The following is a 24,097-nucleotide window of genomic DNA, read 5'->3' on the forward strand; positions in this document are numbered from 1 at the left end:
CGAGGAAATAATCGTATAGAAATGGAGAAAAGAGAGGGGCGTGACCATGCTATTAGATAAGGATACACAATATCTAAAAAGCATCGATTTAAAACGAGAGAGTATAGCATCCTTTCAAACGTTCCCATTTAATCTACCGGTAGTCCAGGAATTTGAAAAGATCGACTTTCATCCGAATGTGACATATGTTATCGGGGAAAATGGGATGGGGAAGTCGACGTTATTAGAAGCGATTGCGATTGGATTAGGGTTTAATCCTGAAGGAGGTACATTAAATTTTAACTTCTCTAGTTATGACTCCCATTCCGATTTACATCATTATTTACGGATTGCAAAAGGTGGATACCGGCCGAAGAATAGTTTTTTCTTTCGGGCGGAATCCTTTTATAATGTAGCAACGCACATTGAGGAGTTAGATAAGGAAATACTTGGAGGTAGAATTATTGATTCCTATGGTGGAAAATCACTTCATGAGCAGTCCCATGGTGAGTCATTCTTTGCAGCATTTATCCATCGATTTGGTGAAAATGGCCTATATATTTTGGATGAACCGGAAGCGGCCTTATCTCCTTTAAGACAATTGTCGATGCTATCCCGGATTCATGAGCTAGTAAACGAGGAAAGTCAGTTTATCATTTCCACTCACTCGCCAATCATCATGGCTTATCCAAATGCCAAAATCATTCAGCTTACGGAAGAGGGAATGGAGGAGTTGGCATTAGAAGAAACAGGACATTATAAAACGATGAAAAGCTTCTTTGAGGATAGGGAACGATTATTGCATCATTTGTTGAAGTGAGGTAGTTCTTTCTGTGAGGGGCGAGTTTAGTAAAGAGGGAATCTATGTATCATTATAATCGAGTAGCAGCGGGATAACCTTCTACTACTCGACTTTTTACTAATTATCTAATTAAACCTACATTAAGGTGTCTGTCAAAACGCTTATTCCATGAATAGCCAAGAGGCTTACCATCCATAACTATACCTAAAACGTACGTTCCATTGATAGTAACACCTACTTCATGGCTACCTCTTTTGGTATAACTTGAACCATTGTGTATCCACTTAAAATCATTAGCACCGGTTTACCAAGATGTAATATTTGTTAACCTTGCTATACTATTTCCACCGTGGTTAATGTGAAGCTGCAGATTGCTATTTATCATGATTATAAAACTATTAGAACTATTTTAAAATGATTATTATAAATATTTGTAAAGTTTTAAAAATATGTTAATATAATTTTTGAAAATACGATAAGGATAGAGATAAATCTGTCATTGATTCTTTAACTGGAGAGGAATTAGGTAAAGGAGTGAATCCTTTATAATAAGGACACATTTAGTGGCCAAAGATTAGAAGAGATTTCACGAATTTATTTAATTATATGGTTCTACTAAATAGTAATAAACTAAATGGTTGGAGAGTGTTTAAAATGGATAAGCCCCCACCGTATAAAAGGTTACTATTAGCTTGTTTACTAACTTTATTATTTTCTATAAATTTTAAAGACATATTATCCGAAAAGGAAACATCTAGTGATTTACAAAAACTACCTGAAAATTATATTACGATAGAGGGTTATATAGTCTCTAAAAGAACTGACACAATATGGATAGCAGATGAATCTATAAGTATTGGAGAAAGAATATTTGGTTTTTTTACTTCAAACTATGGTTCTGAGATCACAACAATAGTATCAAAGAATAATGATGCTGAGAATGACAAATTATTTAATGACCTTAAAATCAATCAAAAAGTAACCGTTTATGGTGATTATTTAATAGAATCTAATCCAAGTAGAATTTCTGCTTATCATGTAGAGGTAATTAAGCGTGACTAGACTTTTTAACACCAATACTTATTTTATATGTAAGAGGACAAAGAAAAAATCTTTGTTCTCTTTTTATACCGCCGGGTAGAGATTATCATGAATGCGAAGGAAGAATAGGTGGATCAATAAAATAAGGGTAGGTATTCTACATGTTAGTAGGATACCTGCTCTTATTTTATTGAATACAGTCCTTAAAATGTTAACACATTGTTAAAAAAATACAGATAAAATTAAAATATTACCACTTGTTAACGCTTTCATATGGATGAATCGCTTATATAATGAAACATGTAGTAAAGAAGAACTATAAAAGGGGAGATTAAGTTGAAACATTCAATGAAAGTATTTGCCTTAGGATTAGTTGCTATCCTGGCAGTATTTGTACTTGCTGCTTGTAGTGACTCAAGCAGTGGTAGTGGTGGAGCTGTAAGTGTAGGTATTGTTCTTCCTACAAAGGATGAACCAAGATGGGTGCAGGATGAGGAACGATTTAAGGCTGCTTTAGAGGGGTCTGATCATACAACCGAAATTCTGTTTAGCCAAGGTTCTTCGGCTAAGGAAAAAGAAAATGTGGAGACATTAATTAGTAAAGGGATTGAAGTACTGATTATTGCTCCTCATGATGGTGCAGCTGCCGGTGCTGCAGTTGAGGCGGCAAAGGCAGAAGGAATTACCGTAATTGCCTATGACCGATTAATTACCGACACCGATGCGGTGGATTACTATGTAACATTTGATAGTGTAGCGGTTGGTGAGGCACAGGGGCAATATTTAATTGATCATGCATCAGGCTCTAATGTTCCACTTTATTTATATGCCGGTGCTTCGTCTGACAATAACGCGTTCTTATTCTTTGAGGGGGCATGGAAAGTACTTCAGCCAAAGATTGCCGACGGTACATTTGTCATTGCTAACTCCAGTGAAGCAGAGAAATTAAAGGATAAGCCAGAGCTTACTCGTGATGAAATGAGTGCGATCTTAGGTCAGGTTACAACGAACTGGGATCCAAATGAATCGAAGAATAAGGCTGAAACACATTTAACAGCTGTAAGCAATGACTTAAAAGGAGATGTAGCAATCCTGGCTCCAAATGATGGTACAGCTCGTGCTATTGCCGATGTATTCTCATCTGATCCGGCCATTTCTAGCTTTGTTGTTACAGGTCAAGATGCGGAGAAAGCTTCTATCCAATACATTATTGATGGTAAACAAACGATGACCGTATTTAAAGATGTTCGTACCCTTGTAACGGATGCAATGGGAATGGCTGTTGATGTGTTAGAAGATAAAACACCAGAAACAACTGGTTCTTACAACAATGGCTCTGTAGATATTAAAGCAAAACAAACCGACGTTATTGTAGTGAATAAGGACAATGTGAAATCAGAACTCATTGATACGGACTACTATGAAGCAGATGAATTTACAGGACTAGAATAATAGCTTGGTAGGTGAAGTAGTAATAGGCAAACTATTACTATTTCACCATTCTAACTTGTCTTAAAAGGGTGGGAGCAATGAGTGAATACATTCTAGAGATGGATCAAATAACCAAGGAATTCTCAGGTGTTAAAGCATTGAGTAATGTGAATTTCAAAGTCGAAAAAGGTGAAATTCACTGTTTAGTTGGAGAAAATGGTGCAGGGAAATCAACCCTAATGAAGGTATTAAGTGGGGTTTACCCTTATGGGACCTATGAAGGCAATATTATTTTCGAAGGTGAAATTCAACAGTTTTCCACGATAAATGATAGTGAAAATGCAGGAATCGCCATTATCTATCAGGAACTTGCCTTATTTCCTGACCTTCCCGTATATGAAAATTTATTTATCGGTAATGAAATCCACCATAAAGGGGTCGTGGATTGGAACAATACGATTCATGCCGCCAAAAGAGTACTGGAAAAAGTAAATCTAAAGGTGGACCCAGAGCGTCTAGTAAAGGATTTGGGAGTTGGACAACAACAGCTGATTGAAATTGCCAAGGCATTAAGCAAGGATGTAAAGCTACTTATATTAGATGAGCCAACCGCGGCATTAAATGAAGATGATAGTGAGAATCTATTACATTTACTTCGGGAGTTAAAGAAACAAGGGATTACTAGTATTATGATTTCCCATAAGCTGAAAGAGGTTATTTCGATAGCAGATAGTGCAACCGTGCTTCGAGATGGAAACACCATTTGCACACTACAAGCCTCAAAAGGCGAAATAACCGAAAACAATATTATAAAAAATATGGTTGGAAGAGAAATTAATGACATTTATCCAAAGCGTGAGAAGAAAAGCTTTGGCGATACGATTTTGGAAGTATCGAATTGGTCTGCCTATGATACGCAATTAGGTAAACAAATTCTTCATCATATAGATTTTCATGTAAAAAAAGGCGAAATTGTTGGAATCGCAGGGTTAATGGGAGCAGGTCGTACGGAATTCGCCCAAAGTATCTTTGGAAATCCAAAGTCTTATAAACTCCAAGGCGAATTAAAGGTCGATGGTGTCACAAGGAAGTTTAAGCACACGAGTGATGCGATAAAGGCTGGAATTGCTTATGTGACAGAGGACCGTAAAGGGGATGGATTGTTTTTAACACAAGATATTAAGAATAATATTTCCATTGGCAATTTAAAAGCGATAGCTGTCAGTCATGTTATTAATGAAAATGAAGAGGTAAAGATTGCCGATCAATATAAGAAGGACCTCACGATTAAAGCGTCTTCTATTGAACAATTGGTTGGTAATTTAAGTGGTGGAAACCAGCAGAAGGTTTCACTGGGGAAATGGTTATTTATTGAGCCGAATATTCTTATTCTCGATGAGCCAACAAGAGGGATCGATGTTGGGGCAAAGTTTGAGATCTATACGATTATGAATCGTCTCATCGCAGAGGGAATGAGTATCATTATGATTTCATCTGAGCTTGGAGAAGTATTAGGAATGAGTGACCGTATTTACGTCATGGCAGAAGGTGAAATGAAAGGTGAGCTATTGGCTGAGGAAGCAACACAAGAAAATATTATGGAACTTGCAACACAATAGGGGGTGGAACCATTGAGTTTTTTTGCTGAATTAAAATCATTACTGAAAAATAATATTCGAGATTATGGTATGTATATTGCGCTACTCATTATCATGTTAACCTTCACCATCTTAACGGACGGATTATTTTTATCCTCTCGTAATATTAGTAATTTACTAGATTCCGCTGGATATATTGCCGTTCTAGCGGTTGGGGTGATGATTGTTATCGTCATTCGTCATATTGATTTATCCATTGGATTCCTAGCAGGGTTCCTTGGAGCTATTGCGGCTATTTTATTAATGAGTGCTGGTATGCCGGTATATTTCGTTATACCGTTAATTCTGTTAATTGGAACGATGATTGGACTTACGACTGGTTTTCTTGTTGCTAAGGTCGGAATTCCATCCTTTGTTGCCACACTGGCTGGATGGTTGATATTCCGTGGTGCTTTATTACAAGTAACTGAAGGATCAGGAACGATTATTATCCAAAATGATGCATTTAATGCGATTGGGAATGGGTATATTCCATCCATTGTTGAAATTGGTGGATTACACTTACTATCCTTATTAATTGGGCTTTTCGGTATTTTATTCTTTATTTATAGTTCCATTTCAAAGCGCAGAAAGATGCTGAAATATGAGTTTGAAGTAGTATCAAAACCAATCTTCATCTTACAGCTCGTGTTTGTTTCGGCAATTATTGGTTATATTACGTGGATTCTTGCAGGCTATAATGGCTTATCATGGACACTGATTATTATTTTAGTAGTTGTAATGGTATATCATTTTATTACGACTAAGACGGTTATTGGTAGGCATATTTATGCAGTGGGAAGTAACCCAGAAGCGGCACATCTAAGTGGTATAAACGTAAAGAAAATCACGTTGTTAGTGTTCGGATCAATGGGATTCCTCGCAGCTTTATCGGGGATATTATTTACATCCCGTCTGCAATCGGCTACGACAACGGCAGGTACTTTATTTGAGCTAGATGCAATTGCTGCTGCCTATGTTGGTGGGGTATCATCAGCAGGGGGAGTCGGAAAAGTAACGGGAGCCATTATCGGTGCGATCGTTATGGCCTCACTCACCAACGGAATGAACCTGCTTGGAGTCGGGATATCCTATCAATATATGATTCGCGGAGGCGTCCTAGCCTTAGCAGTAATATTTGATGTTATGACTAGAAAACGTGCTAGTTAATGGATAAAATGAGGTTGGGACAAAAGAATTTATCTTAAAGTAAAAACCGAATGATCAGCTACGACCACGCTCCGGAAATATACTTCGCTTTCCGCGGGCGGCTGTTGAGCCTCCTCGTGCTACGCACTGCGGGGTCTCACCTATGCCTATCTTCCCGCTGGAGTCTTCGTATATTTCCGGAGCTAGTATCGTGAATTATTCGGTTTTACATTTAATTCTTTTAGTTTTATCCCATCCTCATCCTAATTTTCCCTTCCGAAACGCATACATCCCCTTCCCATTACACTACCAATCTACTATCCTCAGTAAAATTAATTTGTTGTATCAATAAATATGGTGGTATGATAATGAATATTCATTCATTACACGACTACCAATTTTACCGTAAAGAAATAGAGAATGGAGGTATTTCTCTTGCGTAAGACATCTCTGCTTATACTTAGTATGATATTTATTGTGCTCTGCTTTTTTACGACTACATCAGCAATTCATGTCTTCGAATCCGATTGGGAAATGCCAACCTCCATCAAGGAAAGCCAATCTGCATACCGGCTAGTACTGATTACCCAAGATATCGATACACCCTTTTGGGATCAGGTAGGTAGAGCAGCAGAACGAGAGGCTAAGAAACTCGGAGTAAGTCTTGAGGTATGGGGGAATTATGGTGGCCATCAGGAGGACTTTTTAACGAATTTAGAAGTTGCCATCCAGTCGAAGGTAGATGGAATCATTGTCCAAGGGCTTGATTCGGAAGATTTTAAAGAATTAACAAAGGTGAAGGCTTCCTTTTACGGTATTCCGATTATGACAATAGCGAATGATGTACCAATCGAAGAGAGTCTGCGAAGAACCTATGTGGGCTCAGATCACTATAAGGCTGGTGAGCTTATCGCAAAACAAATGCTTGCCGATATGGGAGATACTGGGGATGTGGTGCTCATGTTTAATCGAAATGTCGAGTATTACCAGGAGCAACGAATTGCCGGGATTGAAGCCGTATTGCAGGATTATGAACAGATAACGATACATTACGCAGGGACCTCCAACACACGGGAGGATATGGTCGCGGTTACACAGGAGGTCTTAAATCAAGTACCTCAAGCCAATGCGTTTATTGCGGTTAACGCCAATAGCGCCGGTGCTATTGTACAAGAAATAAGTAAGCGCTACCAAGTTGAGCCGTTCTATATCTATTCTTTTGATGAAGGACCGGAATCACTATCCTTACTTAGACAAGGTGCACTAAATGCGATTATTCAACAATCACCAGAGCAAATGGGCAAACAAAGTGTTGACTTATTAACGAAATGGTTAAACGGTGACGTCGTACCACTCGATACAGATGGTTATTTAACTGACATTCATGTGTTAAAGGCAGCTGCTTTTTATGAGTAAAATACAAAAGAAAATATGGACTGTTTCCGCTATTATGCTTGTGATTATGTCTTCTATTTGGATTGCGCTTACCTATTATAATAATAAAACATTAAATCAATACAATGAAATCTTGCAGCGCTACTTAAGCTTGAATGAAGTATCGACAGCAAGTCAAGAAGTAATCAATAACGTCAATGATTTTATGTTGAATCCAACTCCGCATAATATGGAGCAAATCGAAAATGGAAAAAAAGCAGTTTTACAAGCGAAGGAGCAAGTATTCCATCTAAGAAATGTTGATAATAATTTCACGATAACGAATTATAGCAACCTGATTGATAGTTTTATCGAATCGACGAATCGCTTCCTCTTATATTACGCAGAAAATGAGGTAGAGGCTCAGGCGAAGGAATTTGCTGAAGCTAGTAGTATTTCCAATCATATAGCCGATATGACGTTATCACTTATGGAGAAGGAATTAAAGACCTATGACTTATTTTACGTAGGAATGATTAAACAATCGAATGAGTTAAAGGAACTGGGAATATGGATTATTTTATTAATTGCCTTTGTCCTACTTATTCTTTCATATTGGTTCTCACGAAGTATTACGAAGCCTGTACTCGAACTTACCGAAGCGGCAAACGAGCTTTCGAAAGGACGATTTGATTTACAGGTTAAAGTAGAAACGAACGATGAAATTGCGTTTCTTGCTAAAACCTTTGACCATATGCGTAAAAATATCAATAAGCTATTTATCGAAACACAGCAAAAAGCGAGGCTGGAACATGAACTACAGCAGAATAAAATTTTACTGCAAGAAAGCCAGTTTCGTAGTTTGCAAAGTCAAATCAACCCTCATTTCCTATTTAATACGCTAAATGCTATATCAAAGAAGGCGTATTTAGAAGGAGCACAGGAAACGAGTGATTTATTAGTCAATGTGGCAGGATTATTACGGTATAATCTCAAGCAAATGGACCGGAAAGTACCACTCGGGGATGAGGTAGAGGTATTAAAGCAATACCTAGAGATCCAACAGGCGCGAATGACCGATCGGCTTCATGTTCACATGGAGATTGAGGAGTCCTGTCTGACGATACCAATACCAACCCTTACACTGCAACCACTTATTGAAAATGCAGTAGTACATGGGATAGAGCCTAAGGAAGATGGCGGAAATATATGGGTGCGTATTCGAGATGATGTGGAGTGGGTAACCATCGAAATAGAAGATGATGGGGTCGGGATGCCACAGGAAATAATCGAGAAAATTGTAACTGGTAATTATACATCGCAAGAAGAGCAGTCCACTGGAATTGGATGCCGTAATGTGATGACTCGTTTACGGCTTTATTATGGCAGGGATGATGTTTTCCAAATGGAAAGTGTCGTCGATCGTTATACAAAAGTTGTTTTAAAGCTATGGAAGGAAAAGGGGGAAGGCCATGATGCAGCTCCTAATCGTAGATGATGAACAAATTGAACGAGATGGCATGAAGGCTATTTTACAAAAATCCTTTCCAAGTCTTCTGATAAACGAAGCTAGAAATGGGAAAATGGCTATCGAAAAAGCGAAAGTCTTAAAACCTAATTTAATTTTAATGGATATAAAAATGCCTGGTATCAATGGATTAGAAGCTATGGAGACTATAATGCAAGACAGCCCTGACACTAAATTCATCATGGTTACCGCATATGATACGTTTGATTATATGCGAAAGGCCATTACATTAGGTGCCTCTGATTATCTACTGAAGCCAAGTAAAGCGGTGGATATTATCGAGATAGTTGGCAAGGTGTTAAAGGAAATTGTACAGGAGCAAAAGGCAAAAGCCGAAAGTGAGTTACAGAAGATCGTATTCCAAAAAACGAGGTCCATCATTGAGACGGATCTCGTGACACAATTGTTATTTGAGCATGTGCATGAAGTGAATCGCACGATATTAGTGGATATACTCGATATTGACATGGAGCAAGAAGTGTTTGTCATGAATGTTCTCATGCCAGAAAGCTCGGAACAGCTTTACACGTTAGTAAAGGAAAAAACACAAGAATCAGGGTACTGCTTAGTCGGAGCATGGTCGGGGAATCAGCTACCCATTATCGTTTGCCGTAACCATCGTGTATCGTTTCGTTCTCAAGCAATTGCACTTGCACGTAAAATTCTTTCCGTAACGAATCAGAAGGAGGAGATGGGCTGGTTCATCGGGATTGGTAATGTATATCCCGCACTAGACCAAGCTCGTCAATCGTATCAAGAATCCTTGGTTGCCGTCACAGACTATTTATCTCCGGGGAAATACCGCTTTTATGCGGAGATAGAGAAGGTTGAGGAAGCGCTATTTGATCAACGACTAAACCAATTAAAAAAGCAGCTGCCGGATTACGTTAAACTCGGACAGTGGGAGGAAATTCGAAACGAAATCATCCATTTAATCCACTTTTTTGAACAGAAGGGGGCAAGCTTAGTCTATAGTCAGCAACGAATGCTAGAAGTGCTATGGCTCATCTCACGGGTATTACAGGATTTACGTATCGAAACCAAATCGCCACTATATGCGTTTCAGACAATGGATTATCGCCAGCTTCGTACAGAGACGAATCTATTATTGGAGCAGTTACATACAAGTCATGTCCAGCACTATCATCAGCTTGAAGCAGATACGGTGCAACAAATTAAGCAATACATTACAGAGCATTCCCATGAAGAAATTTCGCTTGAAGCGATCGGGAGAGAGATCGGCTTAAGTCCGATTTATATTAGTAAATTATTTAAGGAAAAGATGGGAATCAATTATATAGACTTTTTAACAGAATGCCGTATTGAAAAAGCGAAAAAGCTCATGCAGGATCCGAAGCGAAGTATTAAAGAGATCGCAATTGAAGTCGGCTACCATGAACCAAATTATTTCAGTAAGGTGTTTAAGAAAATCGTCCATGTATCACCGAAGGAATATCAGAATGCCATTCTTGGGAAGTAATTAGCATGATAAGGGGGCTAAAGCTTTGAGAAATCATATCGTTCATCTAATCATTCGCAGTTTAGCGGCTGTACTCCTTATGTTTCTTTTCGCTTGTGAGAAGGAGCCAGTAGCGCTAACGGAAAAGAATAGTCCCGTCATAGAACAGAATGAAGACCCAACAGCGAAGGAGCCCATAAAAATTGGTTTTTCCATGGATACCTTAGAAGAGGAGCGGTGGCTGAAGGATCGGGAGTTGTTTAAAGAAGAGCTAGAGGCATTGGGTGTAGAAGTAGAGATTATGATAGCCAATGAAAATGCAGCGGTTCAACTTTCGCAAATTGAAACGATGATTAGTAATGGTACCGATTTACTGGTGGTTGTTCCTTATTATACCGAAACAGCGGCCGCCATTGTGGAGAAGGCCCATTCAGCTGGAATTAAGGTCATCTCCTATGACCGCATTATTAAGAACGCCAATGTTGATTTATATGTTTCCTTTGATAATGAAATGGTAGGAGAGCTGCAAGCAAAGGCAATGACGAATCTCGTACCTAAAGGAAAATATGTTTATATTGGTGGATCTGTCACGGATAATAATGCGATTCTTTTAAAAAAAGGCGTGTTTAACATATTGAAGCCTTTTATCGATCGTGGCGATATTCAAGTGGTGTATGACCAATGGACGGAAAATTGGACACCAGAGAATGCCTATCAAAATATGCTCGCTGCATTAGAGGCAAATGATAATCAAATTGATGCTGTCATTGCTGCTAATGATGGAACAGCAGGTGGTGCCATAAGAGCGTTAGAGGAAAGAGGACTAGCTGGCACCATCCCAGTTGCAGGTCAAGATGCCGACTTAGCTGCGATTCAACGAATTGTAGAAGGTACACAAACGATGACCGTTTATAAGCCTATCCAGAAGCTTGCCAAGAAGGCAGCAGAACTTGGTGTTACGCTTGCCAACGGGGAAACGATTGAAACAGATAGTAAAATTAATAATGGGAAAATCGAAGTGCCCTCGGTCTTACTTTCACCAATCGAGGTCAATCGCGATAATATTGATGATACCGTTATTCAGGATGGCTTCCATGCAAAAGAAGATGTTTATCAGGAGTAGCTATTTCAATAGCGCTTTTTATCAATAACCACATCTATCCAATTTTGCTATAATGAACCTGATAAGGAAAGTAAGGGGGATGTGAGATGAAAGCAGTCGTAATCGAACAATTTGGTGGACCAGAGGTATTACGATACAAAGAAGTTCCAACACCGCAACCAGGCCATCAGGAAGTGTTAATCAAAGTGGAAAAGACTAGTGTCAACTATGCGGATATAAAAAACCGCACCGGTAAAAAGGCGAAAGGGGATTTTCCAATTATTTTAGGTCTTGATTTAGTTGGGACAATTGACCAGCTAGGCGAAGGGGTTACAGAACTAACGGTAGGACAACGGGTAATTGCGTTTCCGAAGACGGGCTCTTATGCGGAATATGCGGTTGCTAGTGAGCAATTAACCTTTCCTATCCCTGATGAAATTAGTTTGGATGTAGCGGCAGCAAGTCCGATTGTAGCGTTCTTAAGCTATAAGCTGCTGAAAGATGTTGGACGAATGGAGGCGGAGGAGACGGTTCTTGTTCATTCGGCTGCAGGTGGAGTCGGTACGACAGCGATACAAATGGCCAAGCTGTTAGGAGCTAGTCGCGTATTCGGAACAGTTGGAAGTAGGGATAAGTTTCGTGTTGCCTATGAGGCAGGGGCAGATCATGTTTTCACATATGATGATTTTTCGGATAACATACTGGAATTGACCGATGGAATGGGGGTGGACATCATTCTTGATTCCATGTCTGGAAAGGTGTCTGAAGCAAGTATGAGCTGCCTTGCAGAATACGGACGGCTCGTGCACTTCGGTAACTCTAGCGGTGAAGTCGGTCATTTTAAAACGAATGAGCTTCATAATAGTTGCCGGTCTGTATTGGGCTTTAGTCTAGGTAATACCCGGAAGAAGAGACCTGAGCTACTAAAGGAAGCAGCAGAGCACGTCATTCCGTTCCTAGCCAGAGGAGATTTAGATATTGTCATCGGAGCGGAATTTCCGTTACATGAAATCGCAGAAGCACATCGTCTAATCGAGCAAAGACAGCATACAGGAAAAATACTAATAACCGTTTAAAGCCAATACCTTCACTTCTTGAATTTTAGAGGTGAAGGTATTTATATGAAGATGTTTAGTAAAAGACATCGAGCAGTGCTAATTTTCCCAAGGCTCAAACGATATATGGTAATGTTAATTAAGTAAAAGAGATAAAAGTATTTTGATGTGTGTTATGGAACATGGGGGAGAAGCTCTTATTAATGGAGTTCGTTTTCATTCCGATACGGTTGTCGTAAAGGCTACAAAGGAAAAGAATAAAATTGTAGTAGTAGATGATGTAGACCATGAAGAATATGACTATGTAGATCGTGATCGGTTTGATTTGGATGTTGTGCTTTCACGGATCCCATTTGTTCGTGGATGGTGGAATTATTTAGAAGGTATTGTTAAATGGAAGATAATCGTTATCGCTATTTCCATCATTATTATAGCTCTAGAATTTATTGATAACTTGTGGATACAACGTATTGAAGTGTGGGCGTATGTATTTTTTACTATCCTCATTGTTGGGGCTGTCTTGTTATTTCGCTTTACGGCAATAGCAAAGTATCATGCTGCAGAGCACATGGTATCAAACTGTGCTATACAAGGCTTAGATCTAACCTTTGAGAATGTGAGGAAGCAATCTAGGATTCATACTGATTGTGGTACAAACCTTTTTACCTTTGCATTAATCTCTTTTCTCGTGTTAAGCCTGATTCCGGGAGTTCAGGAGTTTCATTTTTTTCTGAAGCTATGTCTTTCATGGTCGATAGGGTATGAGCTCTTTCTGATGAAACATACATATATCAAACCAATTTATTTAATTGGTTATGGAATGCAATATGCTATATTTACTTCTAAACCTAATAAGGAACATCTTAAAGTAGCCATCCTTGCCTTCAAACGATTGCAAAAAAGGCAAGGCGAAATAGACAACAGATAGTGGATGATGAGATAATGCAACAATCAAACTATTGCATAGGGGGGAGAACATATGGGGGCAAAAGCAACATTTATCGTCGTAATGCTGATCTTCGGGAGTTTAGGGTTATTTGTAAAAAATATCGAGCTTTCATCGAGTGAAATTGCGTTATTTCGTGGTGTGATTGGTAGTCTGTTTCTCATTGCTGCCAGCTTCTTTATTAAGCAAAAGGTTCATTTTCGAATTTCTAAGCGGAATTTAATCTTACTCTTATTATCTGGTGCTGTAATGGGCTTTAACTGGATTTTTTTATTTGAAGCATATCAGTACACAACGATATCGAATGCTACGTTGATTTATTATTTTGCACCGATTTTTGTCATGGTATTAGCTCCGATCTTATTAAAAGAAAAATGGACATTGGTGAAAGCGATCAGTATGGGCATCGCCTTTATTGGTTTATTTCTGGTCGTACAGCCTGGAGGATTAACAGGGGGCGACTACAATCATCTAGTTGGGATTGGTTACGGGCTAGTCGCAGCGGGATTATATGCCAGTGTGATAATCATTAATAAGTTTATTCGGAATTTATCGGATCTGGAGACGACCATTTTGCAGCTTGGCATGGCTAGTCTTGTTATGTTTCCTTATGTTTGGATGACGGAGGAAATGAGCTATGGTGGACTTGATTGGCGATCCATCCTATTAATTGCTGTATTTGGGATTGTCCATACAGGAATTGCCTATTTGTTATACTTTTCTGCCATCAAAAGGTTAAAAGCACAAACGATAGCGGTGATGAGTTATATTGATCCAATATCTGCTGTGTTAATGGCGGCAATCTTTTTAAGTGAAAGTATGACATTGGTGCAGATAATAGGAGGAATACTCATCTTAGGCTCCACTTTCGTAAGCGAAATCCAATTCAAACGGAAAAAACAGCCCAAACAACGATGACAATCCGCCCCAATAACCACTATACTACCCGAGTTTACATATTCTTCAGGATTTAACAGGGGTCTTTCAGGATTTGAGGCAGTTGTTTCAGGATTTGGAGGGTGCACTTCAGGATTTGGGCACCTTCTTTCAGGATTTCCTCTATGTACACCGCTGAAGCGCTTCAGCGGTTTGGTATTATTTAAATGCTTCTACCGTGTAAACATTACCGGCATTCCAAATCAGGTATTGTGTGATGCCTTGATCTTCTAGGGCTTTGATTTGTTTTTGTACATCGGCAGCGGTGTAGGTGCTCAGATAGTCAAAGTCCTGTATCCAAGGACGAATCGTGGCGATTGTTTTACCTTGTTCCTTTAATTTGGCATTCCGGCTTTTGGCATCCTTCATTGCTAGAGCCATGATGTCATATGGAGCTCGGTCTGGATTGGCGACTCCGTATGAACCGGGGGCATAATGGGAAGGATATGTCATTGGTGAGATATAATCGACATGTGGTGAAATATTCTCCCAAACCTGTCCTATGCCCATGTCGTCAGAAGCCGTCGTTACTAAACCAAATACATCAGCGGAGACGTAGGATGGGTGTTGTTTTAATTGTTGCTTAGAATGCTTTAGGAAGGCGAGAATATTCTCCGCTTTCGATAAGCCTGTTGGATTATCATAGGTTACTTCCTGGTCAACCTGCTTGGCCCGTTCTGGGAAGCGGATATAATCATATTGGATCTCATCAAATCCACTTTCACTTACTTCTTTTGCAATAGAGGTCATATAGTTCCATACTTCTTCCTTATACGGGTCAATCCACTTTGTACCGGATGGATCCTGCCATACAGTGCCATCCTTTCGTTTGATAGCATAGTCTTGTTTTTTAGCGGCTAAATAGGGGTCTTTGAATACGACGATTCGGGCGATGGTATAGATGCCAGCATCCTTAAACCGTTGTACAAGCTTTTCGAGGTCCTTCGTTGCTGGATTGCTATCAGCACCAATTTGATTGACAAGATCAACATTGGAATCGTAGGTGATTTTGCCATAATCATCTTTTACATCAATTACAGCGGCATTGAGATTCGTGCTTTTAATTAAGTCGATATACTTTTGCACGTTCTCTTCTTTGATGGAAGTACGATTCAAATAAATTCCCCTGACATCAACCTTTTTAGGCTTTTGTTTCACGAAATGGTTTGTTGCATGTTCTGATGATGGAACTTCCTTTGTGCTATCCTCCTTAGAATCGTTCTCAATAGACTCGATGGTGGCGTGCTTCAAAAGATGGCTATTACCTAGACTTAACATAGTCCCAGGTGAAGCATTTTGCTCCGTTGTGAATGCCATTAGCATCATGAAAAATACGATGGAAATTAATTTCTTAGTCAGCTTCATCCCCTCCTTATACGCTTACGTTGTGTACTTTTCTGTCGTTTGATTCGAGTTATTAATTAGCAATTACGTGTGTTTTTTTATGTACATGATAATGGCTTAGCTGGGGAAAAATATATCGTGTTTAAAAAAAATAAAAAAACCCGGATTAATGCAAATTGGATTACATTAATTCGAGTTATTCAAGGGATTAAAAATGAGTCTTTCTACTTGTATACCAAACCTCAAATTCATCAACTGGCAATGGGCGACTATAAAAGTAGCCCTGGCCGAATACACCATGTACGGTCAAAATATCAATTTGTTCCTTTGTTTCAATACCTTCCACTATTACTTTTGTATCAATTTTCTTGCCGATTTGGATAATCGCTTCTAATAAGGAGCGGACCCGATTATTTTTGATCGAATCATTTAAGAAGGATCGGTCAATCTTTAATTCATCAATTTCAATTTTACGAATCATACTTAAGGATGAGTAACCGATTCCAAAGTCATCTAAGGATACACCGACACCAAGATTACGTAATGCCAAAATATTATCCTTCGCATCTTCATAATACAGGAACGCGCTTTCCGTTATTTCTAATGTTAATAGCTTCGGCTCCACGCCTTCTTCCGCAATAATCGTCTGAACGCGGTCAATAAAGTTTGGTGCCATGAGCTGTCTAGTTGAAATGTTGACGGATATTGGAAAAGTCTCCAACCCATTGGCCTTAAATCGCTTAATGTCACGACAAGCCTGTCTTAGCACCCATTCACCAATAGGGATAATAAGACCCGTTTCTTCTGCGATAGGGATAAATTCATCGGGTGGTATTTTACCCATTGGACATTCCCAGCGAAGGAGCGCTTCTGCACCAACTATTTTAAACGATGTAAGGTTAAATTGTGGCTGGTAGTGGACGGTTAATTCATTTTTTTCAATTGCTTTATGTAGATAGGTTTCTAGTATCATCTTGCGCTTCATTTTTTTATTTAGTTCATCATTGTAGAACTGGTAATTGTTCTTGCCATTTTCTTTTGCAAGGTACATGGCAAAGTCAGCTTTTTTAATTAATGCTTCTGCATCGTCCTCAAAGTCAAGATTAATGCTTATGCCAATACTCGGTGTTGAAATAATCTCTGTCCCATTTATGGAATAGGGCTCATTCATTTGTATGATGATATCTTCTGCTAACGTTTCGATTTCTACGATATCCCGATTCTCTGCTAGTACTAGGAATTCATCTCCACTTTGCCTCGACACAATATCACTGTCACGAAGAATTGCTGTTAGCCGATCGGCAATTTGGATTAATAATTGATCCCCAGCACTATGTCCAAGAGTATCATTCACTCGCTTGAAGTTATCAAAATCAATGAACATCACGGCAACCTGGCGACCATATTTATTGGATGTAAGTAATGCTGTATCGAGATAGCTTTTAAACCAAATCCGATTCGTTAAGCCTGTTAAGGAATCATAGTGAATGAGATGATCCATCTTTTGTTCCGCTTGTTTTTGGTTGGTAATATCAAATACAACACCATCAATACGGGTCACCAAACCATTCTTTTCTATGTGAGGTGTTGCCGAATCCCGTAACCATCTAATTTCCCCACTACTATGGAAAAAGCGATAGGTAATCGTTGTTTTTTTTCCAGCTTTTTGTTGTTTATGTGCCTCAATCAGTATATGTTTATCGTCTGGATGGACAACATCTGACCAATAATATGGGTTTTCCTTAAAAAACTCACTTGTTACGCCATATATTTTGGCATAGCCCTCGGAAAAGGTATACTCCTCCGTTTCTAAATCCCAGGTCCAAAATGTCATGTCATTATTTTCAAACAGCTTTTTTAGCTGCGCCTCATTCGTTTTAATTTTCCATCCAAGTGTTCCAATTGATAAAGAAATAATGAAGCCAATGACAATCGGTAGTTGGTTGTCAACAGATAGTTCCTTCGGCGTGGATAATAAACCCGTAACAAGCGTTGCCCCACTAAAAAGCATGAAGTAAACAATACCACCATATAACCCACCATAATAGGAAAATACAGCAATCATGATGATAATGATGGTCAGAAAAATGCCTTTTGATTCGATTGTGGCACTCATCTCTGCATAGATAGATGCTGCTAAAGCAATAGCTCCAAATACCCATAAAACGATTGGAATCCTTTTTAAACTTAATTTTGTCATCTGTTTTCACCTGTCAAGTTTTGTCGAAATCGCTACTTAATAATTTGAGTTTATCACACTTATTAAAAATTGGAAAATTATTATTTTTATAGAATATAGTGGGCTTTACGTACTTGGATAGGTTGAGAAAAAGTATGTTGATTTGGAGATGATTACGTTGATATATCTCGAATCATCAGCTTTTTTCGGTTGGGAAACGGGATAGAAAGGGAGGTGAAATGTAGTGGGTAAAAATGACATAATATTACAATAAATGACAATTAATCCGAATGGGGAAATCCATCAATTGCAATTAATATTATAGCATGAATAGTTAGCAAATACACATTATTAGGTAAAAAGTCCTATTGTTTTCCGAGGGTATATCTAGTATTTTTTAACTATATTTGTTGATTAAATAGCCGAAATGTTTGCAAAATATCTGAATATAAGTGTGGGGTCCAATGTTAATTCAAAAAGAACAATTGCTAAATAATGTATTATTAAACGGCATACAGGATATGGTTTATATTATGGAAGTAACCGATGACAGAAGGTTTATTTATTATTTTATTAATCAAGCAGTAGAAAAGTTTGCTGGCTTGAAGGAGGATATTATTGGGAAAACCTTTCATCAAGTATTAAACCAACAAAAAGCAGATTTTCTTTATCAGAAATATCAGGAAGTACTTGATACGAAAAGCGTTGTTGTGTATGAAGACCTTTTTCCATCGCCTATCGGTGAAGTTCGATATGGGGAAAATGTGCTGACTCCACTATTTGACGAGAATGATACATGTACACATATTGTCGCAGTTGTGAAGGATATTACCGAGCGTAGACTTGCCGAAAAGACAGCCCAGAAGGCTACAGAATTGCTTATAGAGGGCAAACAACGCTATCAATCGTTGTTTGATTATAATTTAGATGGTGTGATTGCGACAGATGAAAATGGAATCATTGTGAATGTTAATCACTCACTGGAGTTCATCACTGGATACGCGCAGGAAAATTTGAAAGGAAAGCATTACACGGATCTCATCCTTGCAGAAGATGTACCCACTGCCCAAATGTATTTTGAAATCGCAATCAATGGTATTTTAGAGGAATTTAATATCCGGATGTGTAGTAAATCTGGTAAGCAGATTGACATGATATTAAAGCTAACACCTATTATCATCAATGATAAGACAGTTGGCATCTACGCCATTTGTAAGGATATGTCCGAACAGATTAGTATGCAAAATAAGTATACAGAAAGCGAAAATAAGTTTGAAATCATTGCCGAATACTCCGGCGATCTCATTACAATGCTCGATCGGCAAGGGAATATTACCTATGTATCTCCATCCTATCGGGATGTACTACAATTCGATCAAGAGGACTATATTGGCAAAGAATTCTATTATAATGTTCACCCAGATGATATTGCGCCTTTACTCGCATCATTTGAACAATCAAAGGTAAGTGGCAAACCGTGGGAAGCACAATTTAGACAAAAACACAAAAAGCTAGGCTGGATATGGTGTGAGCTAAAGGGCTCTCCCGTCTATGATGAGCATAACCAATTTAAACAAATGGTCGTCTTGTCCAGAGATATTTCATTACGAAAAAGCTATGAAGATAAGCTAAAGTATTTCGCCTACCATGACCCATTAACCGGACTCCCTAATCGTCGCTATTTCACTATGCAATTAAAGCAGGCACTTGATTTGTACGAGAATACAGGGGAGATGTTTGCTGTTATTATTATGGACTTAGATCGGTTCAAGGAAATTAATGATACCTTTGGCCATGATATTGGCGATAAAGCCATCGCAGAATTTGCTTACCGGGTGGGGAAAAAGATTCGCCGTCATGATACACTAGCAAGGCTTGGTGGAGATGAATTTGTCCTACTCGTACAATCACTAGAAAAGAAGGCTGATGCCGTTCATATTGCGGAGGATATCATTGATGTAGTAAAAGCCCCTTGGAAAATTGACGATGCGCAGTTTGTGACGACAGCTAGTATCGGAATCTCCTTATTAGACGTGGATAAGGAAAATACGTATGAAACCCTATTTAAAAATGCCGACCAAGCATTATATGAGGCAAAGAATGCCGGTGGAAATCAATATGCGATTAAAATGTAAAAGACCGTAGCATGGGGACACCCACGACACGGTTTTTAGTTTATACGTATTTCAGCCGCATGACTGTTTTCGTCTGGTGTATAAATATCTAGTAACAAGTAACCGACACCAGCAGCCAGTAGCGTGAAAATAATAATGAAGAAAACTGCTAACTTCCCTTTATGATTTTTCAACTGAATCACCCTTTATATAGTCGGACCTATCTCGATTAAATCCTAGCAAATCTATTATGAAAAGTAAATAAAATTAGTCAATTGCTACTGCTACATCATAATCCGATAAAGAAATGTCTAATGCTTCCCCCATTGCCAGTTTAGCAAGTTGTATGCCCAAATAGGGACCAGTCGTTAATCCAGATGAGCCTAATCCATTGGCAATGAGAATGCCTTCTGTATTTGGTATTGGACCGATGACCGGTAGGAAGTCCGGTGTGAACGGACGGAATCCGACACGTGCTTCTAGGAATGTACTAGTATGAAGCGCTGGAAGGACCTCTAACGCTTTCGATAATATATCATGTACACCACCACTCGTGACACGCTGATCAAAGCCTTGGTCATTCTCATGGGTAGCCCCAACAACAAGATGATGTTGAAATGGTACGATCGATTGATTGGTTGGTGGCATAATCACGGGCCAATCTATGCTTTCTACTCCTGGAACTGCCAGATGGAGAATCTGTCCTTTTTGTCCGCTAAATTGAAAGTTAATACCTAACGGAGCGAGAAAGTCATTCATCCAGGCACCACAAGTGGCTATCACTTGGTCTGCTTCATAGTATTCATTCCCTACATAAACACCATAGACATGGCGATCCTTTTGATACAATGTTGCCTTGCCTGCGATTAGCGTTGCCCCATGTTTTTGTGCCGCATCGAGTAATGCTTGTCGAAAAGCTTTCCCATCCACTTTAGCTGCACCGCTAACATGTACAGCAGCATAATCCTCATCAACTAGTGGGATGATCTCCTTTACTTCAGCCGGCGATAATAAGGTCACGTCACCAATCTCTGGTGCGTCTTCGCGACGTTTGATAGCCCTTTCCTGCATGGCAAGTAGCTTTTTTTCTTCCTTATGTAAGCTAAGTGCCCCAACCTTGGCATATCCTGTTTCCTTTATGCCATCCTGTTGTAATTCTGCTACTAATTCCGGGTAAATCCTCGCCCCATTTTTAGCAAGGTGATACCAGGCTTTATTTCTTCTTTGGGATAACCATGGGCAAATAATACCAGCAGCTGCTTCTGTTGCTTGGCCAATTCCGTGTCGATCAACCATAACAACCTCATGGCCACGTTTGGCAAGCTGATAAGCAGTAGTAGCGCCCAATATTCCTGCTCCTACAATAATATAACGTTTCACTTTTAAAACCTTCTTTATAAGTAATCTATTATTACTATAAGAATTCTGAGAGGAAATGTAAAACTTCGTATGTAAAAAAATTCAATCCAACCGAAATTTATGATAATCTTGTACATAGGAAAATTTGCTATAAAAGCGATACATATAAAGGAGAATGAAGATGGAAAAGACGCTAGTTTTTGGTCATAAGAACCCAGACACAGATACAATCTGCTCAGCTGTTGCATATGCGAATTTAAAGAATAAATTAGGTGTGAATGCAGAAGCTGCGCGACTTGGTGAAGTGAACAAGGAGACACAATATGCACTAGATTTCTTTAACGTAGAGGCACCTCAGTTAATTGAAGCTGTACCTGCTGATGTGAAGGATGTCATTTTAGTCGATCATAATGAATTCCAACAAAGTGTTAGCAATATTAACGATGTACGTATTGTCGAAGTGATTGATCATCATCGGGTATCCAATTTCGAAACGAAAGAACCATTATACTTCCGTGCGGAGCCAGTTGGTTGTACGGCGACGATTTTAAATAAAATGTACAAAGAAAATGGCGTAGAGGTAACGAAGGAGATTGCTGGTTTATTACTATCTGCGATTGTCTCTGATTCCCTTTTATTAAAATCCCCAACCTGCACCCAGGAGGATGTGGATGCAGCGCATGAGCTAGCGAAGATTGCTGGTGTTGAGCTTGAACAGTATGGATTAGACATGCTACAAGCAGGTGCTGACCTAAGTGATAAGTCACCAGAGGAGCTTATTACGATGGATGCAAAAGAATTTGCTATGGGCGATGCAAAAGTAGAAATCGCGCAAGTTAACACAGTAGATGCAGGCAAAGTTTATGAGCTACAAGCAGAATTAGAAGCAGTAATGGATAAAGCGGTTAACGAAAAAGGATTAGATCTTTTCCTATTTGTGGTTACCGATATTCTAAACAATGATTCAGAAGTTCTAGCACGTGGTGGAAATGTTGAAAAAGTAGCAGAAGCGTTTAACGTAGAACTCGATTCCAATAATCGTGCCCTATTAAAAGGTGTTGTATCGCGTAAGAAACAAATCGTAACAGCGCTAACGGATGCTTTTACGAAGTAGTTGGATGATGAAGGTAGAAGAGGCTGGGACAAAACTAGCCAGAAAGTAATAAAAAACTGGTTCTAAGCGATTGAAAATTGCTTGGAACCAGTTTTTTGAAATCATTTCCATTTCCTAAACTAGATTTACCCATTTTGGCGGTATACTTCCTCAAGTTTACCGCCATAAGCGCAAATCCTAATTCATTTATCACTTTCTCTTTTCCTCTAACAGACATTCGAGTGAAACCCAAATTAGCCTTCAAAAATCCGAAGACTGGCTCCACATCGATTTTACGTTTACCGTAAATTTCACCAGTTTTCTCGTCTGAAAGCTTCTCCCTGACGTATTCTTTTTGAGATTCCCACTTTTCATTGAGATATACTTTTCGATTGTTTCCCTCTTTCGCCTTTGTACACATGGAGCGTAAAGGGCATCCGGAACAATCTTCGCATTCATAGACTTTAAATTCGCGTTTAAATCCGTATTTGTCGGTTCGATGGGACACATGGCTGAATAATAATTTCTTTCCATTCGGACAAATGAATGCATCATCCTCTTCATTGTATTCCCAATTGTCTACATGAAAAGCATTGTTTTTGTGTTTTCTTTTCTTCTCCTTTCGATACTGATTATATGTAATAAGAGGTGTTCTATTTCTATTATTCATAATATCTTCATAGTTTTGTTCACTACCATACCCTGCGTCTGCCACGATATATTTAGGTAGTTCAAAGAAGCGTTCTTCAATCGTATTCAAAAAGGGAATCAACGTACGGGTGTCGGTTGGATTTGGAAACACATCATAAGCGAGCGCATATTGGCCTTCCGTCGCAACTTGAATATTATATCCAGCCTTCAGTTGTCCGTTTCCCATATAGTCATCTTTCATCCGCATAAATGTGGCATCATGATCTGTTTTTGAGTAACTATGGCGGTCTTCAAAAATCTCCATATCCTTTTGATAATTTTGTTTACGCTCAATAAAATCTTCAAATTGCTTACGATATTGTTTTGGTGCTTTTCGCTCGGAACGAAGCTGTTTCCGCTCAACACCAACGTCACTCGCTTCAATTTCCTTGTCGTATGCTTCAATTTTTTCACTCAGTTTTTCCACAATTTCTTTCATTTCTTCAACCGAAAGCTCTTCGAAATCGTCCCGTTCTATTTCAGGAATGATTCGCTTCTCAATTAACTCATCGTACATTTGATTGGACTTTTCAATTAGTTTTTCACTATAATTTTCAACCGATTTTCGCCATACAAATGTGAATTTATTCGCATTGGCTTCAATCTTTGTGCCATCAATAAAAATAGCCTCTTCTTCAATTACTTCTTCCTTTACCAACTGAGATCGAAACTGTACAAAGCACTCACGTAATAACCCTTTCGCTAATGGGTGCACACGAAAGCGATTAATCGTTCTGTAACTTGGTTGATGCTCCTGAGATAACCACATCATTCGTACACTATCTTCTAATAAGGCTTCAATCTTCCTGCCCGAAAAGGCAGACTGCGTATAACCACAAAGGATAATTTTCAACATCATCCGCGAAGCATATGGCGGAC

19 protein-coding genes are annotated in these 24,097 nt (G+C 38.9%); 14 read left to right on the forward strand and 5 right to left on the reverse strand.

What is annotated here, in order from left to right:
• Positions 1-46 precede the first annotated feature (46 nt).
• The 12 genes from AAIB49_RS08435 (at position 47) to AAIB49_RS08490 (ending at position 14,421) form a co-directional block, all read left to right on the forward strand.
• Positions 47-799 (forward strand): AAA family ATPase, encoded by a 753-nt coding sequence (locus AAIB49_RS08435; RefSeq protein WP_339216290.1) that lies wholly within the window; start codon positions 47-49, stop codon positions 797-799.
• Between the two features lie 636 nt (positions 800-1,435).
• On the forward strand, positions 1,436-1,843 hold the full coding sequence (locus tag AAIB49_RS08440; protein WP_343457794.1) for a DUF3221 domain-containing protein: 408 nt from the start codon (positions 1,436-1,438) through the stop codon (positions 1,841-1,843).
• Between the two features lie 315 nt (positions 1,844-2,158).
• Positions 2,159-3,274, forward strand: a complete 1,116-nt coding sequence (locus tag AAIB49_RS08445) for a sugar ABC transporter substrate-binding protein (protein ID WP_339216286.1) — start codon at positions 2,159-2,161, stop codon at positions 3,272-3,274.
• 77 nt (positions 3,275-3,351) lie between these two features.
• On the forward strand, positions 3,352-4,872 hold the full coding sequence (locus tag AAIB49_RS08450; RefSeq protein WP_343457795.1) for an ATP-binding cassette domain-containing protein: 1,521 nt from the start codon (positions 3,352-3,354) through the stop codon (positions 4,870-4,872).
• A gap of 69 nt (positions 4,873-4,941) precedes the next feature.
• A complete protein-coding gene (locus AAIB49_RS08455) occupies positions 4,942-6,060 on the forward strand; it encodes a sugar ABC transporter permease (RefSeq protein ID WP_343457808.1) in 1,119 nt (372 codons plus the stop codon).
• A 414-nt stretch (positions 6,061-6,474) separates the two neighbouring features.
• Positions 6,475-7,455 carry a sugar ABC transporter substrate-binding protein gene (locus AAIB49_RS08460; protein ID WP_343457796.1) on the forward strand — a complete coding sequence of 327 codons (981 nt, stop codon included), beginning with the start codon at positions 6,475-6,477 and terminating at the stop codon, positions 7,453-7,455.
• Positions 7,448-8,911: a sensor histidine kinase gene (locus AAIB49_RS08465; protein ID WP_343457797.1), complete on the forward strand. Its 1,464-nt coding sequence runs from the start codon at positions 7,448-7,450 to the stop codon at positions 8,909-8,911. The genes AAIB49_RS08460 and AAIB49_RS08465 overlap by 8 nt, the downstream gene beginning before the upstream one ends.
• Positions 8,886-10,421, forward strand: a complete 1,536-nt coding sequence (locus tag AAIB49_RS08470) for a response regulator (protein WP_343457798.1) — start codon at positions 8,886-8,888, stop codon at positions 10,419-10,421. Before AAIB49_RS08465 ends, AAIB49_RS08470 begins: the two co-directional genes overlap by 26 nt.
• A 25-nt stretch (positions 10,422-10,446) precedes the next feature.
• The gene (gene xylF / locus AAIB49_RS08475) at positions 10,447-11,523 is read left to right on the forward strand and encodes a D-xylose ABC transporter substrate-binding protein (protein WP_343457799.1); all 1,077 of its coding nucleotides are present in this window, start codon (positions 10,447-10,449) and stop codon (positions 11,521-11,523) included.
• Between the two features lie 86 nt (positions 11,524-11,609).
• Entirely contained in the window at positions 11,610-12,578 is a 969-nt protein-coding gene (locus AAIB49_RS08480; protein WP_343457800.1) for a quinone oxidoreductase family protein, read from the forward strand.
• 145 nt (positions 12,579-12,723) lie between these two features.
• Positions 12,724-13,485: a DUF1385 domain-containing protein gene (locus AAIB49_RS08485; protein WP_343457809.1), complete on the forward strand. Its 762-nt coding sequence runs from the start codon at positions 12,724-12,726 to the stop codon at positions 13,483-13,485.
• Positions 13,486-13,536: 51 nt separating this feature from the next.
• Positions 13,537-14,421 carry a DMT family transporter gene (locus AAIB49_RS08490; RefSeq protein WP_343457801.1) on the forward strand — a complete coding sequence of 295 codons (885 nt, stop codon included), beginning with the start codon at positions 13,537-13,539 and terminating at the stop codon, positions 14,419-14,421.
• A 177-nt stretch (positions 14,422-14,598) separates the two neighbouring features.
• Here the strand turns inward: AAIB49_RS08490 and AAIB49_RS08495 are convergent, their stop codons facing one another.
• Both AAIB49_RS08495 and AAIB49_RS08500 read right to left on the reverse strand, forming a co-directional pair.
• Positions 14,599-15,804, reverse strand: a complete 1,206-nt coding sequence (locus AAIB49_RS08495) for a putative glycoside hydrolase (protein ID WP_343457802.1) — start codon at positions 15,802-15,804, stop codon at positions 14,599-14,601.
• A gap of 187 nt (positions 15,805-15,991) precedes the next feature.
• Positions 15,992-17,983, reverse strand: a complete 1,992-nt coding sequence (locus AAIB49_RS08500) for a bifunctional diguanylate cyclase/phosphodiesterase (protein ID WP_343457803.1) — start codon at positions 17,981-17,983, stop codon at positions 15,992-15,994.
• 443 nt (positions 17,984-18,426) lie between these two features.
• On the opposite strand from AAIB49_RS08500, the gene AAIB49_RS08505 reads away from it, so the two are divergent.
• Complete coding sequence (locus AAIB49_RS08505) at positions 18,427-20,097, forward strand: PAS domain S-box protein (protein ID WP_339216267.1); 1,671 nt, start codon at positions 18,427-18,429, stop codon at positions 20,095-20,097.
• Positions 20,098-20,132: 35 nt separating this feature from the next.
• Here AAIB49_RS08505 and AAIB49_RS08510 read toward each other — a convergent pair whose 3' ends face one another.
• Together AAIB49_RS08510 and AAIB49_RS08515 are read right to left on the reverse strand one after the other, a co-directional pair.
• Positions 20,133-20,270 (reverse strand): hypothetical protein, encoded by a 138-nt coding sequence (locus AAIB49_RS08510; protein WP_339216265.1) that lies wholly within the window; start codon positions 20,268-20,270, stop codon positions 20,133-20,135.
• 73 nt (positions 20,271-20,343) lie between these two features.
• Positions 20,344-21,456, reverse strand: a complete 1,113-nt coding sequence (locus AAIB49_RS08515) for an NAD(P)/FAD-dependent oxidoreductase (RefSeq protein ID WP_343457804.1) — start codon at positions 21,454-21,456, stop codon at positions 20,344-20,346.
• 160 nt (positions 21,457-21,616) lie between these two features.
• On the opposite strand from AAIB49_RS08515, the gene AAIB49_RS08520 reads away from it, so the two are divergent.
• Complete coding sequence (locus tag AAIB49_RS08520; RefSeq protein WP_339216261.1) at positions 21,617-22,549, forward strand: manganese-dependent inorganic pyrophosphatase; 933 nt, start codon at positions 21,617-21,619, stop codon at positions 22,547-22,549.
• Positions 22,550-22,583: 34 nt separating this feature from the next.
• On the opposite strand, the gene AAIB49_RS08525 is transcribed toward AAIB49_RS08520, so the two are convergent.
• Positions 22,584-24,097: IS1182 family transposase (locus AAIB49_RS08525; RefSeq protein WP_343457805.1), on the reverse strand; the 1,514-nt coding region annotated here is incomplete at its 5' end.

This window comes from Ornithinibacillus proteolyticus, from assembly GCF_039581225.1.
GTDB lineage: Bacteria > Bacillota > Bacilli > Bacillales > Amphibacillaceae > Ornithinibacillus > Ornithinibacillus massiliensis.

Coding starts and splice junctions, on each gene's coding strand:
- AAIB49_RS08440 (WP_343457794.1), top strand. CDS start 1,436: ATGGATAAGCCCCCACCGTATAAAAGGTTACTATTAGCTTGTTTACTA.
- AAIB49_RS08505 (WP_339216267.1), top strand. CDS start 18,427: ATGTTAATTCAAAAAGAACAATTGCTAAATAATGTATTATTAAACGGC.
- AAIB49_RS08480 (WP_343457800.1), top strand. CDS start 11,610: ATGAAAGCAGTCGTAATCGAACAATTTGGTGGACCAGAGGTATTACGA.
- AAIB49_RS08485 (WP_343457809.1), top strand. CDS start 12,724: ATGTGTGTTATGGAACATGGGGGAGAAGCTCTTATTAATGGAGTTCGT.
- AAIB49_RS08465 (WP_343457797.1), top strand. CDS start 7,448: ATGAGTAAAATACAAAAGAAAATATGGACTGTTTCCGCTATTATGCTT.
- AAIB49_RS08470 (WP_343457798.1), top strand. CDS start 8,886: ATGATGCAGCTCCTAATCGTAGATGATGAACAAATTGAACGAGATGGC.
- AAIB49_RS08435 (WP_339216290.1), top strand. CDS start 47: ATGCTATTAGATAAGGATACACAATATCTAAAAAGCATCGATTTAAAA.
- AAIB49_RS08455 (WP_343457808.1), top strand. CDS start 4,942: ATGTATATTGCGCTACTCATTATCATGTTAACCTTCACCATCTTAACG.
- AAIB49_RS08500 (WP_343457803.1), bottom strand. CDS start 17,983: ATGACAAAATTAAGTTTAAAAAGGATTCCAATCGTTTTATGGGTATTT.
- AAIB49_RS08490 (WP_343457801.1), top strand. CDS start 13,537: ATGGGGGCAAAAGCAACATTTATCGTCGTAATGCTGATCTTCGGGAGT.
- AAIB49_RS08450 (WP_343457795.1), top strand. CDS start 3,352: ATGAGTGAATACATTCTAGAGATGGATCAAATAACCAAGGAATTCTCA.
- AAIB49_RS08520 (WP_339216261.1), top strand. CDS start 21,617: ATGGAAAAGACGCTAGTTTTTGGTCATAAGAACCCAGACACAGATACA.
- AAIB49_RS08495 (WP_343457802.1), bottom strand. CDS start 15,804: ATGAAGCTGACTAAGAAATTAATTTCCATCGTATTTTTCATGATGCTA.